This window comes from Streptomyces cinnamoneus, from assembly GCF_014650495.1.
Classification (GTDB): domain Bacteria; phylum Actinomycetota; class Actinomycetes; order Streptomycetales; family Streptomycetaceae; genus Streptomyces; species Streptomyces cinnamoneus.
Genome location: NZ_BMVB01000006.1, coordinates 154,090 through 170,058, shown reverse-complemented (window position 1 = coordinate 170,058; position 15,969 = coordinate 154,090). Strand labels below are relative to the sequence as shown.

The window sequence follows — 15,969 nt, the reverse complement described above, 5'->3', positions numbered from 1 at the left end:
TCCGATGTCCGTCAGGAAGTACCGCATCGCCGTTCTCGCCGCGCTGGCCGCGGTCGCGCTGCCGACCGCGACGCTGGGCGCCGCCACCACCGCGCAGGCCGCTCCGGAATCGGGTCTGCCCAGCTACGAGACCTGGCAGGCCGAAGTGAAGAAGGCCGTCGCCCCCGCGATCCCTTGGCTGCGCGAGCGGGTCGCCGAGCGCCACGGGAAGCCGGCCGTCGTGCTGGACATCGACAACACCGCACTGGAAACCCACTACCGCCCGGGGCATGCCAACAAGCCGGTCCTCCAGGTGGCCCAGTGGGCGCGCGAGCACCACGTCTCCGTGCTCTTCGTCACCGCCCGGACGTCGTCCTCGTCGGCCCGGGAGCAGCTGAAGCAGGCCGGCTATCCGGTGGACGCGATATGCACGCGCGCGCATGGTGAAAGCAAGGGTGAAGGGAAGAGGCGCTGCCGGAGAGAGCTCACGAACGGCGGTCACACGATCACCGCCAACCTCGGCAACCGCTCCACCGACTTCGAGGGCGGTTTCTACGAGAAGGGCTTCAAGCTGCCCGATTACGGCGGCCGGCTCTCCTGACGCCCGCGTCGCCCGCTCGGCCCCGTAAAAGTTGCCGGCCACCCGCTCGATGTGGTGGCGGTGGCCGGTATCGGCCGGGAACATTGCGGCCTCGCGGGAGGCGGGTGATCCTTGAGGTATCGCCCTCGACGCTGCGAACGTTCCCGCCGCGTGGCGTTCGGCGCACTCAAGCATATGTTCGAAAAGCGGGTGGCGGCCGGCGCGGGACAACCCCGGCGATGAAGGAGAGCACCGTGATGCCCGACGAAGAGATGGGTGACGAGGTCTATCAACCGGTCGGTCCCGACAGCCAGGACTACCCGAACGACCTCGACCTGGAGAACGCCCTGGACGGCGACGGGCTCGACGTGGTTCTGGACCAGGGCTACTCGCCGCCGGAGAGGCCCCTCGCCGTCAATCACTACGGCACGACGGTGCGTGAGCAGCGCGAGGGGGAGACCCTCGACCAGCGCCTGGCCGAGGAGGTGCCGGACATCCCCGTGCCCGAGGGTGACGGCATCGGCGACCAGGTGGGTACGGACGGCGAGCCCCTCGATCGCGAGGTGGGGGCCGCACGCTCGGGGCGCGTGGTGGCCACCGAGGACGGGCCGCCCTACCACGCGAACGACGTGGTGGCCCGGGACGTCGGGATCGACGGCGGTGCCGCTTCGGCCGAGGAGGCCGCGATGCACATCGTCGACGGGTTCGGTCTCGAAGAGGAGGAGGAAGCCGGGGAGGGCGCCTTGCCCTGAGCCCGGCGCGATGGTGCGCACATGACGTGGCACGGCGGTCGTCCGGTCGCCGTCGCGGTGGCGCGCGGTTCCGTCTGCAGGTAGGCGCGGACATTTTCCTGTCAAGGGAAGGGCGCAGCGAAGATCGTCGGTAGCTCCAGGGTTACGGCCAGTCGATGTCTCCACCGCTCCGGCAGACACCTCCCCGGTGCCCGATCCGGCCGGCACGTGGCCCGCACCGATGGCCTCGGCAGCCGGCCGGCCCACACGCAAAGTCACGGCCATCAGCCATCCGAATCCGACAATGGTGCGCCTGACCTGCAGATTCCTTGGTTCCCCCTGGAGCCGCGGCAGAAGTGCCATCCCTGGAGGCGCCGATGGATCGCATCGGGGCCGGATGGCCGGCCGCCACCCCCGGAGGTGGTGGAGCGGCAGGGCATTCACCTGGGCATGTGATGACCACCCTTGGCCTAGAGATGTCAAATAATCGACAGGCAGGTCATTGGATCTTTACTGTCCATGCCAGAACGCGGTGGCCCAGACCCGGGCCACCCGTCACGCACGGCAGGGGGAGACATGGAACTCTTGGTGCTCGGTCCGGTGGAGGCGCGGAGGGGAGCCTCCCGCGTCGCGTTGTCCGGGGCGAAGCTGCACACCGTGCTCGCCTCGCTGGTCCTCGCGGGCGGGAGCGTCGTGCCCGACTCCCGCTTACGCGCCCTGCTCTGGGACTGGGACCCGCCCTCGACCAGCGGCGCCCAGATCTACACCTACGTCTCCAGGATCCGGAACCGGCTCGGCCCTGCGGTCGACATCGTCCGCGAACACCACGGCTATGCGCTCCATCCTGCGCCCCGCACCCGCATCGACGCCGTGCAGTTCGAGCGCCTGGCCGCCCGGGGCGAGGACGCACTCCGCTCCGGACGGCACGAGACCGCCGCCGCGACGCTGCGCGCCGCGCTGCGCCTGTGGCGCGGGCCGGCACTGGCCAACGCCACCGAGTACCTGGTCGCGGCCGAGGCGGCGCAGCTGGAGGAGCGGCGCACCGCCGTGCTCGAAAGCCGCATCGAGGCCGACCTCGCCCGCGGGCTGCACCGCGAGCTGGTCCCCGAGCTGACCGGCCTGATCGCCCAGCACACGCTGCGCGAGAGGCTGCGGGTGCAGCTGATGACCGCCCTGTACCGGGCCGACCGGCAGGCCGACGCCATCGCCGTGTACCACGACGGCAGGCGCGCACTCTCCGAGGAACTGGGCATCGACCCCGGCCCGGCGCTGGCCGACGCCTACCAGGCGATCATCGCCGGCACCGTGGAACAGCACCACGCCGTCAGGACCGGAGCCCGCTTCGGCCGCTGCGCGCATGCCGTCGGCGTGCGCCACCACGCGTCGCCGCCGGTCCGGAGGCGCCGCCGCTGACGCACGTGTCCGCCGCCCCCGGCCATCTCGCCGGGGGCGGCGGCACGCCACCCGGAGCCCGTCGGTGAGGAAGTGGCCGAGCGGGAGCTGCTGCGCCCGGAGGACGTGGGGATGGCCTCGCGGACCCCGGCCGCGCCGCCGCTGCCGACGTCGAACGGCTGGTACGCAGGGAATGGCCGGCCCTGCCCGCGTACTGGACGGCCGCGGCACCCGCACGGTGCCGCGGCCGTCCGACCGTTATACGGCGAAGCTCGTGGTCAGGACCCGGCCGCCGGTCTCGTGGTCCTCGGCGGACCGGGCGAGGTCGCGCACCACGCAGGCGCGCTGCAGCCATCGGTCGCGGCCGTCGAAGCGGGCAGTGAACTCCGAACGCCCGTGCACCGAGCGCCGGTTGTCGACGATCAGCAGGTCGCCGCGGTCCAGCGTCACCCAGCGCTTGGTGCGGTTGACGGCCTCCTGGACCTTGCCGAGCGCCCGGTCCGCCGCCGGGGTGAGACCGACCATCAGATCAAGGTCTACCGTCATCTGCGGGTCGTACGGACTGCCGTAGAGGACCGGAAGGACCGGTCCGTTGCCGCGCGTTCCGTTGGCGCTGCCGAACGAATAGTCGACGCCGGTCCGGAACAGCGGCTCGAAGAGCGTGGCCCGGTCGCGCAGCGACAGCTCGCCGAGGATCATCCGGACGTTGGAGACGATGGTCTTCGCCACCCGCTCGTGGTCCGGGCGCAGGCAGTGCAGCATCACGTAGTCCGGCATGTGCGGGTGGAACGCCGTCTCGGTGTGGAAGTCCAGCAGCAGGGACGAGCTCTCGGAGGAGAGCTTCGTCGCGTTGTGGGGGGTGGGGGAGACGTTCTGGAACAGCAGCCCCTGCTTCTCCTGCTGGTAGGCGAAGATCGACCCCAGCGCGGAGGAGAAGGCCGCCAGCCAGAGTTCCCCCAGCTTGCGGTCGGTGTGCACGCGCTCGCGCGGGTCGGCCGGGGTGGGCGGCAGCTGCGGGTCGACGGGCAGGCCCTTCACCAGGAGGGCGCCGTAGTCGTTCGGCTCCCGGGTGAAGTGGATGACGGCCTGGCGCACGGTGCGCGGCAGCTCGTGGAAGCGCAGCTCCGCCTCGGCGAGGAAGGCGTCCTGGTCCTCGTAGGGATCGGGCAGCGGTCGGGCGGCGACGGCCTCGAACACCTGCCGGCTCTCGCTGACGTCCACCACGTGCGGACCTTGGATCCGCTTGAGGTCCGGCTCCGGGGAGAACGTACGGCTGCGGAAACGCTGCCGGCCCGCGATGTCCCGGGCCGCCTCGGCCGAGGACGCCTCGTCCGCCTCGTCGCCGGCTAGCCAGCGCACCAGGTTGACCAGGAAACGGGCGTTGGAGGCCCGGCCCAGGTGCGGCAGGGAGAACATCGCGCCGTTGCCGGCCACCGCGATCCGGCCCTCGCCGGATCCGCCTGCCGCCGCGAGGACCTCCCCCGCGCCCACGACGAGGGGATGCAGGCCGCCCGTCACGTCGAGCGCCCGGGCCCGGTGGATGTGGACCGAGGAGACGCCCGCGGTGGCCGGATGGCCGGGGACCGCGGTGACGTCGAGTCCGTAGGTCAGCAGATGGGAGTCGGGCGCCGGCCGGGGGCCGCTCACCAGGACCTCCGTGAGCAGGGCGTCCGGCACGAGGGGAACGGGGACGGCATCGGCGCCCGGGACCGGCCGGGCACTGTCCCCGAACAGCAGGACGCCGCCCCCGGACTGCACGAACGCGCGCAGCGCGGCCAACTCGGCGGGAGGGAGCTCCTGATCGGCGGCGCCACGCGGGACGGGCAGCAGCAGGACGTCCACGTCCGTCAGCGCCTGCGGGAGTTCGCCCTCCTCGAACAGCCGGGCGCGGTATCCAGGAATCCGCTCCAGCGCGGATACGAGATGCCCCAGCCAGCCGAATTCCAGGACACCTTCCGGTAGGTAAGGGGACTTCTTTCCGTCGTCCGCCCGCCAGTGTGCGGAGAGCGTCAGGTCGATGCCGACGGACTTCGTCATGCTCGCTCCACTTCGAGAAGGTCGATGGCATCGATCGTGCCGGGACCCGCTCTGCTGCACCTATAATCCGGCGGCCGCGAAACGCCGCCGGATATAGACGATCCATGAGGAGCCGAGGGGATGATTTCGGCGACGTGAAGGCGAGGGTGCGACGGAACGCCGGCCGGCCCGGGCGGGCCCTCCCCGGACGGGAGGGCCCGTGGGCCGGTTCCAGGGGTCACCCGCGCAGCGGGCCCTCGCAGGTGAAGTCGGCCGTTCCCGCGGGGCGGTCGGACCAGATGTCGACCTTGCCGAAGGAGCAGTTCATGTCGGCGAAGTTGTTGGTGCCCTTCTTCGCGCGGTCGAGGATGAAGTAGTCGACCGTCTCGGACATGTCCTTGAAGACCATGTCGGTGTTGCCCGGGTCGCTCAGGTTGGCCGTGACGCGGCCCGTGCAGAGGAACCGGGGACGCTCGGGGGCGCCGTTGGTGCTGCACTCGGGCCTCATGCCGGTCGTGGCGGTGAAGGACGCGCGTACCGTCGCCGGATGGCCCGCGTCCAGCCGGCCCACGGGCGTGAAGGTCGTGTCCGGCACGTACAGGTCCTTGACCTTGGCGATCTGCCGGTCGAGGAAGGTGTCGTAGGCGCGCTGCAGGCCGGTGTCCCGGCCGAGCCGGTCCCGCCAGGCGTCGAAGCCCGCCACGTCATCGGCGCGCAGGTGGCCGTACATCTCCTTGAGCAGCGACGGGCGCTCCGACCACAGGAACTCGAAGAACGTGCCGGCGTACGAGTAGAAGCGGAAGCCGTCCCGGTCGTACTCCGCGTGCAGCAGTTCGTACACGCTCATGCGCGGCTTGGTGCCGCCCGCCGTGTCGTTGATGATGCTCTGCACCAGGGACTTGCGGACCCTGATGCCGTCGTCGCGGGTGGCGCCGTCGAAGAACTCGGCCGTGCCCTCGTCCATCGCGGTGGTGCGGTCGCCCTGGTACCACGGGCCCTCGCCGAAGAGGCCGGGCACGGCCCAGCGGCCGTTGAGGTAGTGCGTGTACTCGTGGCGGAAGAGCTCCTCCAGCGTGAGCGTGGAGTCCTGCGGGACCCGGCGCTCGTAGGTGTAGAACGTGGCGCCGTTCTCGATGTAGATGCCGCCGTTGTTGGTCCCCATGCCGGTGAGCAGGGGGTGGTAGATCTCGTAGTCGGAACGGGAGGCGTACAGCACGATGTTGAGCGTGGTGTTGGTGTCGCCCGCCAGCGGCTGCTCGGTGCCCAGTACCCGGTGGAACTGGGCCTTGACCTGCTTGCTCGCGTAGTAGAGCTTGTCGACGGTGGCCCGCGGCAGGGCGGTGCGGACCTTGATGGCGCCGTTGTCGTACGCGTAGGTGCTGGGGAAGAGGCGGCGCTCGATGTCCGCCTTGCACACCCCGTACTGCTTGCAGGCGCCGAACTCGTTCAGCCAGGTGACGACCTTGCCCCAGGGCTGGCTGCCCTGGCCGAAGTTGCGGACGACGGTGTCCAGCAGCCCGCCCAGGCCGGTGGTGATCTCGCTCTTGATCGCGTCGATCTGCCCCATCCGCCCGTACTCGCCGACGGCGTCGCGCACCACCCAGGCGTTGGCCGTGTCCTTGAGGTGGGTGTGGCCGGCGAAGGACTTGAAGGCGGCGCGGTAGGAGGGGTCGGCGGTGACGGCGGCGTGGAAGGCGGTGTCGTGGTTGCCGGTGTAGACGCCGAGGTAGTTCAGGGAGAGCGCGGCGAGCGCGGCACCGGCCCAGGAGGTGTCCTTGGCGGTGTCCGGGTGCGCGGCGTCCATGGTCGCCAGGACCCGCTTGACCAGTGGCAATTGATGCTGGCGCAGGCCGGGGGAGCTGGCGGCGTAGAGGGCCTCGCGCAGGGTCTCGGCGTTGGAGCGGGTGACGTCGAAGGTGCGGGCGGCCGAGCCGAACGCGGCCACCGCGCGGCGGATGGCCTCCACGGTCGGTGCGTCGCCGAGGTCGATCTCGTCGTGCGAGAAGTCGTGGTAGGCCACGGCGTGGAGGTAGGTGAACATCTCCAGCAGGTGGCTGCCGTTCTTCCCGTCGTGCCCGCCGGCCAGCCGCTCGATCCGCCGGGACACGGCCTGGACGTGCGCCCTGGACATGACGGGCACCAGCCGCTGGTCCCAGGTCCAGATCAGGGTGCGCAGACAGCCGTCGGCGGTGACGGCCGGGTCGGCGAGGAAGTCGGCGAACTGCTCGGCGCCCAGGCCCCTGACGCCGTCGAGGGTGCACGGGACGGCGGCGCCGCCCACCGTGGCGCGCGGTGTGCCGAGCGTGGGCTTCGGCGTGGCGGTCAGGGCCCCGGGGATGCGGCCGTCCTTCAGCCGGCCGGGGGCGGTGAGGTCCTCGGTGACCGGCTTCGGGGCGTTGGCCAGGCGGGTGACCTCGTCGAAGGGGTTCGGCGCCGGCGGATCCTGGCGCGCGGCCCCGGCGGCCGCGGAGGCCGGGGCGGGGGAGGCCGGGTCGGCGTGGCCGGCCTGGACGGCCGTGGCGCAGAGGGTCACCGCTATCGCGGTGGTGAGCAGGGATCTGCACAGGGTGGTGGATCGGGACACCGATGACTCCAGTGTGGGAGGAGGGATGGGGGGTGCGTACGCGGAGAAGGAGCGTTCCGGGCACGTGGTGCGGCGCTGCGCCGGGCGACAACGGCCGTGTGACGGGCGGGACGTGGGGGTCCGCAGCAGCGCCATGTGATGCGTAACGTAGTAATGTGAAATGTTACTGACAACCCCTTAGGGGAATCGGGTTGCCGGGAAAACTCAAGTGAACGATCAGGTTCCGTTGGGTGGCGGGTCGGTCTCCGGGAAGTGACAGGCCACCTCCCGCGCCTCGCCCGCCGTCGCGACCCGCAACAGCGGCGCCTCGCTCCGGCAGATCTCCTGCGCCTTCGGACAGCGCGGATGGAACGTGCAGCCCGGTGGCGGTGTCGCGGGGCTGGGCGGGTCCCCGGGCAGCACGATGCGCTCACGGGCCCGCTCCGCCGCCGGGTCCGGCAGTGGCACGGCGGAGAGCAGCGCCCGGGTGTAGGGGTGGGCGGGCGCCGCGTACACCCGTTCCTTGGCGCCGACTTCGACGATGCGCCCCAGGTACATCACCGCCACCCGGTCGCAGACGCGCTTGACCACCGACAGGTCGTGGGCGATGAAGAGGTAGGCGAGGCCCAGTTCGCGCTGCAGCCGTTCCATGAGGTTGACGATCTGGGCCTGGACGGAGACGTCGAGGGCCGAGACCGGTTCGTCGGCGACGATCAGGCGCGGCCTGGTGGCGAGCGACCGGGCGATGCCGATGCGCTGGGCCTGCCCGCCGGAGAACTCGTGCGGAAAACGGTCGAGGTGCTCGGGGATCAGCCCGACGAGTTCCATCAGCTCCGCGGCCCGGCGGCGCGCCTCGGCCGCCGGGCTTCCCTGCACCAGCAGCGGGTCGGCGATGATGCGGGCCACGGTCTGGCGCGGGTTGAGCGAGGAGTGCGGGTCCTGGAAGACCATCTGCAGCTCCCGGCGCAGCGGCTTGAGCTCGCGCCGGCCGAGGTGGCCGATGTCGCGGCCGTCGTAGGTGATCGATCCGGTGGTCGGCTCCAGGAGCCGCACGATCATGCGGCCCGTCGTGGACTTCCCGCAGCCGGACTCCCCGACCAGCCCCAGGGTCTCGCCCGCCGCCACGTCCAGGCTGACGCCGTCGACGGCACGGACCGGTGCCCCGGCGCCCGTGCGCCGCCGCCCGCCCGGGAAGGTCTTGGTCACGTCCCGCAACGAGAGCAGCGGCTCGGCGGCCCGCGGCCCGGCGGTGGTGCTCGTGGTCATCGGATCCCTCCGTTGCGGGCGGGGCGTTCGGCGGCCCCGGTGTCGCCACGCGGCGACAGGTGACAGGCCGTCAGGCGGTCGTGGTCCCGGACGAGCGACGGCCGCGTTTCCTCGCACCGGCGCCGCTCGGCGCCCGTCGCGGCCGCCGCCCGCGGGCAGCGCGGTGCGAAGGCGCAGCCGGGGGAGGGGGCCAGGAGCGAGGGCGGGCTGCCGGGGATCGCCCGCAGGGGCTCGTCGTCCCGGTCGTCGAGGCGGGGCAGGGAGTCGAGCAGGCCGCGGGTGTAGGGGTGGGCCGGGGCGGCGAAGAGGTCGTCCACCGGGGCCTGTTCGGCCGCCCGCCCGCCGTACATCACCAGCACCTCCTGGGCGACGCGGGCGACGACGCCGAGGTCGTGCGTGATCATGACGACGGCCAGGCCCCGGTCCTGCTGCAGCCGGGCGATCAGTTCCAGGATCTGCGCCTGGACGGTCACGTCGAGGGCGGTCGTCGGCTCGTCGGCGATGAGCAGCTCGGGCTCGCAGGCGAGCGCCATGGCGATCATCACGCGCTGGCGCATGCCGCCGGAGAACTGGTGCGGGTACTCGCCCGCCCGGCGTGCGGGCTCGGGGATGCCCACCTCGCCGAGCATCTCCACGGCCCGCCGGCGGGCCGCGGCGCGGCGGGAGCCGAAGTGGACGCGGTGGTGCTCGGCGATCTGCTCGCCGACCGTGTAGTACGGATGGAGGCTGGAGAGCGGGTCCTGGAAGATCATCGCCATCCGGCGGCCGCGCAGCCGGTTCAGCTCCCGCTCGGGCAGGCCGACGAGCTCGCGTCCGTCGAGGACGACGGAGCCGGTGACCTCGGCGCCGGTGTGCAGGCCCATCACGGCCAGGGAGGTGACGGACTTGCCGGATCCGGACTCGCCGACGATGCCGAGCGTCCGGCCACGGTGCACCGAGAAGCCGAGCGCGTCCACCGCCCGGACCGGGCCGCGCGGGGTGGGGAATGTGACGGTCAGGTCCTGCACGGACAGCAGGGGTGCGTCGGCCATCAGTACCTCACTCGCGGGTCGACGACGGCGTAGAGCAGGTCGACGGCCAGGTTGGCGACGACGATGAAGGCGGCGGCCATCAGGGTGACGCCGAGGATCACCGGCTGGTCGCCGGTGGACAGGGCCCCGTAGAACAGCCGGCCGATGCCCGGGAGCCCGAAGATCGACTCGGTGATCACCGCGCCCGCCAGCAGCCCGCCCAGGTCCATGCCGAAGAGGGTGAGGATCGGGGTCATGCCGGCCCGCAGCCCGTGCTTGACGACGACGGTCCGCCGCGGCAGGCCCTTGGCGCGGGCCGTGCGGATGTACGGCTCCGCCATCGCCTCGATCATCGAACTGCGGCTCTGCCGCGCGTACATGGCGGCGTACAGCAGGGCCAGGGCCAGCCACGGCAGCAGCAGGTTCGACGCCCAGTGCAGGGGGTCGTCGCCGAGCGGCACGTACTGCGGGTAGGGCAGCAGCCCGGCCACCCGGATCAGCCCGTAGATCAGCATCATCGAGGTGAAGTAGACCGGCAGCGACGCGGCGGCGACGGCGCCGACCATCAGGGCGCGGTCGGTGAGGGTGTCCTTGCGCAGGGCCGCGGTGACACCCGCGCTCAGGCCCAGCAGCAGCCACAGCACGGCCGCGCCCAGGGCCAGCGAGGCCGAGACGGGCAGGCGGTCCATCAGCAGGGCCCACACGGATGCGGAGTTCTCGTAGGAGTAGCCGAGGCAGGGGAACGAGCAGTGCAGGGCGTACCGGCCGCTGCCCATGGTCCGGCCGGTGAAGATGCCGGTGACGAAGTCCGCGAACTGCCGCCACAGCGGCCGGTCGAGCCCCATGTGGGCGCGGATCGCCTCCAGGCGGTCGGTGCTGCACGACTTGCCGCAGGCCACGGCCGCGGGGTCGGAGGGCAGCACGTAGAAGACGGTGAAGGTGACGGCGGCGATGGCGAGGAGCACCCCGGCGACGCCGAGGAGCCGGCGGGCGGTGTAGAGGATCATGTGCGGCTGCTCCTCGGGTCGAGCACGTCACGCAGCGCGTCGCCGAGCAGGGTGAAGGCGAGCACCGTCAGGAACAGGCAGGTGCTCGGGACGACGAAGTACATGGGGTCGGTGTCGTAGAAGGCGACGCTCTCGGCGATCATCTGGCCCCAGGAGGGGGTGGGCGGCCGGACGCCGACGCCCAGGTAGCTCAGGGCCGCCTCGGTGGCGATCATGCCGGGGACGATGAGGGTGGTGTAGGCGATGACCGGGCCCGAGACGCCCGGGAGGATGTCGCGGGTGAGGATCCGCCAGGGGCCGGAGCCGCCGACGCGGGCGGCGTCCACGTACTCGCGGTGCTTGAGGGAGAGGGCCTGACCGCGGACGACCCGGGCGACGCCGGGCCAGCCGAACAGCCCGATCACCGCCGTCATCAGCAGGACGCGGTTGACGTCCTTCGCCACCGACATCATCGCGATCATGAAGATGAGGGACGGGAAGGACATGGTGAGGTCCATCAGGCGGGAGAGGACGGCGTCGGTGCGGCCGCCGAAGTAGCCGGCCGCGATGCCGGCCGCGGTGCCGGTGACGACGACGATGGCGGTGGCGGTCAGCGCGATGAGCAGCGAGACCTGGGCGCCGTGCACGACGCGGGCGAACAGGTCGCGGCCGGTGACGGGCTCCACGCCGAGCCAGTGGTCGGCGGAGACGCCGCCGAGCGGGCCGATCGGCCGGCCGCCGAGATAGGGGTCGACGGCGTTCTTGTCGAACTCCTCGGGGGACCATCCGGCGAGCGCGCTGAGCAGGGGCGCGCCGGCCGCCATGAGCAGGAAGAGGGCGACGACGGCGAGGGAGACCGTCACGGAGGGGCGGCGGCGCAGCTCTCGCCGGGCGAGCCGCCAGGGGCCGTTGCCCGTGGGGAGCGCGGACGGGGAGGGGGCGGTGGTGGTCATGGTGCGCCCGCCCCTCAGCCCTGGCTCCTGGACGGGTCCTTGAGGCCGGCCGTGGCGTAGTCGAGCTGTCCGCCGAAGGAGGTCTGCCCGTAGGCCCCGGCGATGTTGGTGCCCAGCACCAGGGGCCAGCGCCGGACCAGCACGGGGACGGCCGGGGCCTTGGCGAGGATCTCGCCGTCCAGCTGCTGCCACGCCCGGGTGGCCTGCTTCGGGTCGGTCATGGCGGCGATGCCGTCCATCCGCTTCATCGTCGCGTCGTCGCGGAAGAGCGAGTGGTTGCCGGAGTTGCCCTTCTCCTTGACGAAGCGGCCGTCGAAGACGAAGGGCAGGAAGGTGGAGCCGGAGGGGTAGTCGGGGCACCAGCCGGTGTAGACCATGTCGGTGCGGTTCTTGGTGTCGCCGATGGTGGCGTAGAACGCGGACGGGTCGATGGTCTCGATGGTGACCTTGATGCCGGCCTTGCCGAGGGACTGCTGGATCGCCTCCGCCCGGCCCTTGTCCCCGGAGGAGACCGTCATCTTGGTGGAGAAGCCGTCCGGCTTGCCGGCCTCCTTCAGCAGCTCCTTCGCCTTCCCGGCGTCGCCGGTGGCGGGGATCTTCAGGGTGTCGGGCTGCTTGCCGCCGAAGAGCGCGGCGGGCATGTAGGCGGTCGACGGGTCGTTGAAGGCGGGCCCGCCGGAGGCCGTCATGACGGCCTCCCGGTCGAGGGCGTACTGCACGGCCCGGCGCACCCTGACGTCGTCGAAGGGGGCCCGGCCGGTGTGCATCTGGACCATGTCCGTGCAGTTCTGGGACTCGGCGAGCAGCCGCTGTCTGACCTGGGCGTCGGGCAGCACCTTGGCCGCGCTCTCCGGTCGCAGGGCGCCCCAGGAGACGGCCGACGCGTCCGCGCCCTGGCTCGCTATCAGGCGGTCGTCGATCTGGTTGGCCTTCAGGCCCATCACGACGACCAGCTTGTCGGGGTACGCCTTGCGGACCTCGTCCGTCCTCGGGTCCCAGTGGTCGTTGCGCACGAGGACGAGCTTCTTGTTCCGGTCGTAGGAGTCGACCTTGTAGGGGCCGGAGGAGAAGGGCCGGTTGTCGTACTGCGGGCCCTTGTCCCGGGACTGCGGCACGGGAGCGAAGGTGGGCATCACGGTGGCGTTGGGGAACTCCGCGAAGGGTTTGTTCAGTTCGAAGACGATCGTGTGCTCGTCCGGTGTTTTGACCGAGTCGAGGTGCTTGCCCTCGGCGGGGCCGCGGTAGCCCTCGGCGCCGGCGAGGTAACGGGCCGCGTAGTCGGCGCCGCCGGGCAGGTCGGGGGAGAAGGACCGTTCCACGTTGTACTTGACGTCCTGTGCCGTGACCGGGGTGCCGTCCTCGTACTTCACCCCCTGCTTGAGGTGGAACGTCCAGGTCCGGGCGCCGTCGGACGGGGTGCCGAGGTCGGTGGCGAGGTCGGGGACGATCTCGCCGCCCTGGGCCCCGGGGGCGGCCCGGTAGGTCACCAGCGTGCGGTAGAGCAGCCGGGTGCCGAAGTCCATGTCGCTCATGACCCAGTTGCGGGCGGGGTCGAGGTGGGTGAAGTCCTGGTTGGACAGGACGGTGAGCGTGCCGCCCTTCTGCGGGGTGCCGCCGAGCACGGCGCCCGCGTTGGCGGCGGCGGGGTTCTTCCGCCCGCCGTCCTTGCCGTCGTCCGACTGCCGTTCACCGCCGGAACAGCCGGCCGCACCGAGTGCGAGAGGAGCCGCCAGCAGGGCGGCGAGAGCGGTACAGGTGCGCTTGTTCATCAGTGGTCACTCCGTGAACAGTCGAACAGCCGAACGCTGGCTGAAATGTGACCCGTAACATAGTAATGTGAAATTGCACTGACAAGGCATCAGTCGCTCCGTTACCCACCTGTGTCCGAGGAGGATCCCCATGAACGAACCGACGGCCGCTGCGCCCCGGACGGTCAGTCACGATCTGCCCGTCTCCCCGGAGTTCGAGACCTTCATGGCCGGGGACTGGGCGGCCACGCCGCTGCCCGCCGGCATCCGGCTGCCCGCCGCGGACCTCACCGGGCACCGCCGCGCCAGGCTCTCGGCGCGCTTCCCCGGCGAGCGGCTGATCGTCCCCGCGGGGGAGCTGAGGGTCCGCTCCAACGACTGCGACCACCGCTTCCGCCCGCACAGCGCCTACGCCTGGCTGACCGGGCTGACCGGCGAGGACCAGGCGGGCCACGTGCTGGTCCTGGAGCCGGACGGCCCGCACCGGCACGAGGCGGTCCTCTACGTCCGCCCCCGCTCGCCGCGCAGCGGCCCGGAGTTCTACCGCGACCGCCGCTACGGCGAGTTCTGGGTCGGCCGCCGCCCCGACCTCGACGAGGCCGAGCGGATGACCGGCATCCGCTGCGCGCACCTGGAGGCGTACGGTCAGCTCCCCCCGGGCCGCGACGCGTCCCGCGACGCCGGCCTCGCCTCGGCGCTGAGTGAACTGCGGCTGGTCAAGGACGCCTGGGAGGTCGGGCAGCTGCAGGCGGCCGTGGACCACACCGCCGCCGGCTTCGAGGACGTCGTACGGGCGCTCCCGCGCGCCCTGGCGCACCCGCGGGGCGAGCGGTGGATCGAGGGCGTCTTCGGCCTGCGGGCCCGCGCCGAGGGCAACGGCACCGGCTACGACACCATCGCCGCCTCCGGCGCGCACGCCTGCACCCTGCACTGGATACGCAACGACGGCGCCCTCGACGCCCGCGACCTGCTGCTCCTGGACGCCGGCGTGGAGACCGACACCCTCTACACCGCCGACATCACCCGCACCCTGCCCCTGTCCGGCCGCTTCTCCTCCGTCCAGCGGCAGGTCTACGACCTCGTCCTCGCCGCGCAGGAGGCGGGCATCGCCGCGCTCCGCCCCGGCGCGAGCTTCCGCGACTTCCACCGCGCCGGCATGCGTGTGATCGCGGAGGGGCTGGCCGAGTGGGGCGTGCTCAAGAGCCCGGAGGGCGACTTCCACCGCCGCTACACCCTCTGCAGCAGCGGCCACATGCTCGGTCTCGACGTCCACGACTGCGCCCAGGCGCGGGCGGAGACCTATCTCGACGGCGTCCTGGAGGAGGGTCACGTCCTCACGGTCGAACCCGGGCTCTACCTCCAGCCCGACGACGAGACGCTGCCGCCCGAACTGCGCGGCATCGGCGTGCGCATCGAGGACGACCTGGTCATCACGGCTGACGGCGCCCGGCTGATGTCCGGAGCGCTGCCGCGCACGCCGGAGGCCGTCGAGGCGTGGATGGGCGAGCTGCTGGAGGGACGGGAAGACTGATCGGAAGCTCTTGGCACCCGTAGTGCAATGTGAAATATTACTGGGGTGCCTACGAGCAAATCCCCCGACGTCATCGTCGTCGGAGCGGGGGTGGTCGGCGCCGCCTGCGCCTATTACGCCGCCCGCTCCGGCCTCACTGTCACCGTCGTCGACCGTGGCCCCGTCGCGGGCGGGACCACGGGGGCCGGCGAGGGCAACCTGCTGGTCTCGGACAAGGAACCCGGCCCCGAGCTCGACCTCGCCCTGCTCTCCACCGGGTTGTGGCGCACCCTGGCCGAAGACCTCCCGCAGCACACCGAGTACGAGCCCAAAGGCGGCCTCGTCGTCGCCTCCACCGGCCCGGGCCTGGACGCGCTGCGGGACTTCGCCGCCGCCCAGGCCACGGCCGGCGTCACGGCCCGGGAGATACCCGCCGACCGGCTGCACGACCTCGAACCCCACCTCGCCCCCGGCCTCCCCGGCGGCGTCCACTACCCCCAGGACGCCCAGGTCCAGCCCGCCCTCGCCGCCGCCCACCTGCTGCGCGCCTCCCGGGCCGAGGTGCGCACCGGCGAGGAGGTCACCGCCGTCCTCACCGGCCCCGGCGGCGAAGTACGGGGCGTACGGACGCCGTCCGGGACCCTGCACGCCCCCTGCGTGGTGAACGCGGCCGGCACCTGGGGCGGTGAACTGGCCCGGCTCGCCGGGGCGTACCTGCCCGTCCTGCCCCGCCGCGGCTTCGTGCTCGTCACCGAACCGCTGCCGCGCGTCGTACGGCACAAGGTCTACGCGGCCGACTACGTCGCCGACGTGGCGAGCGCCTCCGCGGCCCTGCAGACCTCGGCCGTCGTCGAGGGCACCCCCGCGGGCCCGGTCCTCATCGGCGCCAGCCGCGAACGGGTCGGCTTCGACCGCACCCTCTCCGTGGAGGTGCTGCGCCGCCTCGCCGCCCAGGCCACCGCACTGTTCCCGGTGCTCGCCCGGGTGCGCGCCCTGCGGACGTACGCCGGATTCCGCCCCTACATGCCCGACCACCTGCCCGCCATCGGCGCCGACCCCCGCGTGCCCGGCCTGCTGCACGCCTGCGGCCACGAGGGCGCCGGCATCGGACTCGCCCCGGCGACGGGCCTGATCATCGCCCGGCTGCTGACGGGCGGCGAACCACCGCTGGACGTCACGCCCTTCCGCCCCGGCCGCTTCGCCGCCGCCTGAGCAGCCCACCCCCCGTCGAGAGG

At 72.1% G+C, this 15,969-nt stretch carries 12 protein-coding genes; 5 read left to right on the top strand and 7 right to left on the bottom strand.

What is annotated here, in order from left to right; all coding sequences use genetic code 11:
- The first annotated feature begins 4 nt into the window (after positions 1-4).
- From IE182_RS11300 to IE182_RS11290, 3 genes are all read left to right on the top strand, one after another.
- Positions 5-580 carry an HAD family acid phosphatase gene (locus IE182_RS11300; RefSeq protein ID WP_190109594.1) on the top strand — a complete coding sequence of 192 codons (576 nt, stop codon included), beginning with the start codon at positions 5-7 and terminating at the stop codon, positions 578-580.
- Between the two features lie 236 nt (positions 581-816).
- Complete coding sequence (locus IE182_RS11295) at positions 817-1,311, top strand: DUF5709 domain-containing protein (RefSeq protein ID WP_190109593.1); 495 nt, start codon at positions 817-819, stop codon at positions 1,309-1,311.
- 555 nt (positions 1,312-1,866) lie between these two features.
- Entirely contained in the window at positions 1,867-2,703 is an 837-nt protein-coding gene (locus IE182_RS11290; protein ID WP_190109592.1) for an AfsR/SARP family transcriptional regulator, read from the top strand.
- A 237-nt stretch (positions 2,704-2,940) separates the two neighbouring features.
- Here IE182_RS11290 and IE182_RS11285 read toward each other — a convergent pair whose 3' ends face one another.
- The 7 genes from IE182_RS11285 to IE182_RS11255 form a co-directional block, all read right to left on the bottom strand.
- A complete protein-coding gene (locus IE182_RS11285; RefSeq protein ID WP_190109591.1) occupies positions 2,941-4,719 on the bottom strand; it encodes a TauD/TfdA family dioxygenase in 1,779 nt (592 codons plus the stop codon).
- Positions 4,720-4,936: 217 nt separating this feature from the next.
- The gene (locus tag IE182_RS11280; protein ID WP_229844735.1) at positions 4,937-7,282 is read right to left on the bottom strand and encodes a collagenase; all 2,346 of its coding nucleotides are present in this window, start codon (positions 7,280-7,282) and stop codon (positions 4,937-4,939) included.
- A gap of 216 nt (positions 7,283-7,498) precedes the next feature.
- A complete protein-coding gene (locus IE182_RS11275) occupies positions 7,499-8,527 on the bottom strand; it encodes an ABC transporter ATP-binding protein (RefSeq protein ID WP_190109589.1) in 1,029 nt (342 codons plus the stop codon).
- Positions 8,524-9,558, bottom strand: a complete 1,035-nt coding sequence (locus tag IE182_RS11270; RefSeq protein WP_190109588.1) for an ABC transporter ATP-binding protein — start codon at positions 9,556-9,558, stop codon at positions 8,524-8,526. Before IE182_RS11270 ends, IE182_RS11275 begins: the two co-directional genes overlap by 4 nt.
- Complete coding sequence (locus IE182_RS11265; protein WP_190109587.1) at positions 9,558-10,544, bottom strand: ABC transporter permease; 987 nt, start codon at positions 10,542-10,544, stop codon at positions 9,558-9,560. Before IE182_RS11265 ends, IE182_RS11270 begins: the two co-directional genes overlap by 1 nt.
- Entirely contained in the window at positions 10,541-11,476 is a 936-nt protein-coding gene (locus IE182_RS11260) for an ABC transporter permease (RefSeq protein ID WP_190109586.1), read from the bottom strand. The genes IE182_RS11265 and IE182_RS11260 overlap by 4 nt, the downstream gene beginning before the upstream one ends.
- A gap of 14 nt (positions 11,477-11,490) precedes the next feature.
- Positions 11,491-13,245 (bottom strand): ABC transporter substrate-binding protein, encoded by a 1,755-nt coding sequence (locus IE182_RS11255; RefSeq protein WP_190109585.1) that lies wholly within the window; start codon positions 13,243-13,245, stop codon positions 11,491-11,493.
- A 130-nt stretch (positions 13,246-13,375) separates the two neighbouring features.
- Here IE182_RS11255 and IE182_RS11250 point away from each other — a divergent pair, with 130 nt between their 5' ends.
- Both IE182_RS11250 and IE182_RS11245 read left to right on the top strand, forming a co-directional pair.
- Positions 13,376-14,755 (top strand): aminopeptidase P family protein, encoded by a 1,380-nt coding sequence (locus IE182_RS11250; protein WP_190109584.1) that lies wholly within the window; start codon positions 13,376-13,378, stop codon positions 14,753-14,755.
- A 45-nt stretch (positions 14,756-14,800) separates the two neighbouring features.
- On the top strand, positions 14,801-15,946 hold the full coding sequence (locus tag IE182_RS11245; RefSeq protein WP_190109583.1) for an NAD(P)/FAD-dependent oxidoreductase: 1,146 nt from the start codon (positions 14,801-14,803) through the stop codon (positions 15,944-15,946).
- The last annotated feature ends 23 nt before the right edge of the window (positions 15,947-15,969 follow it).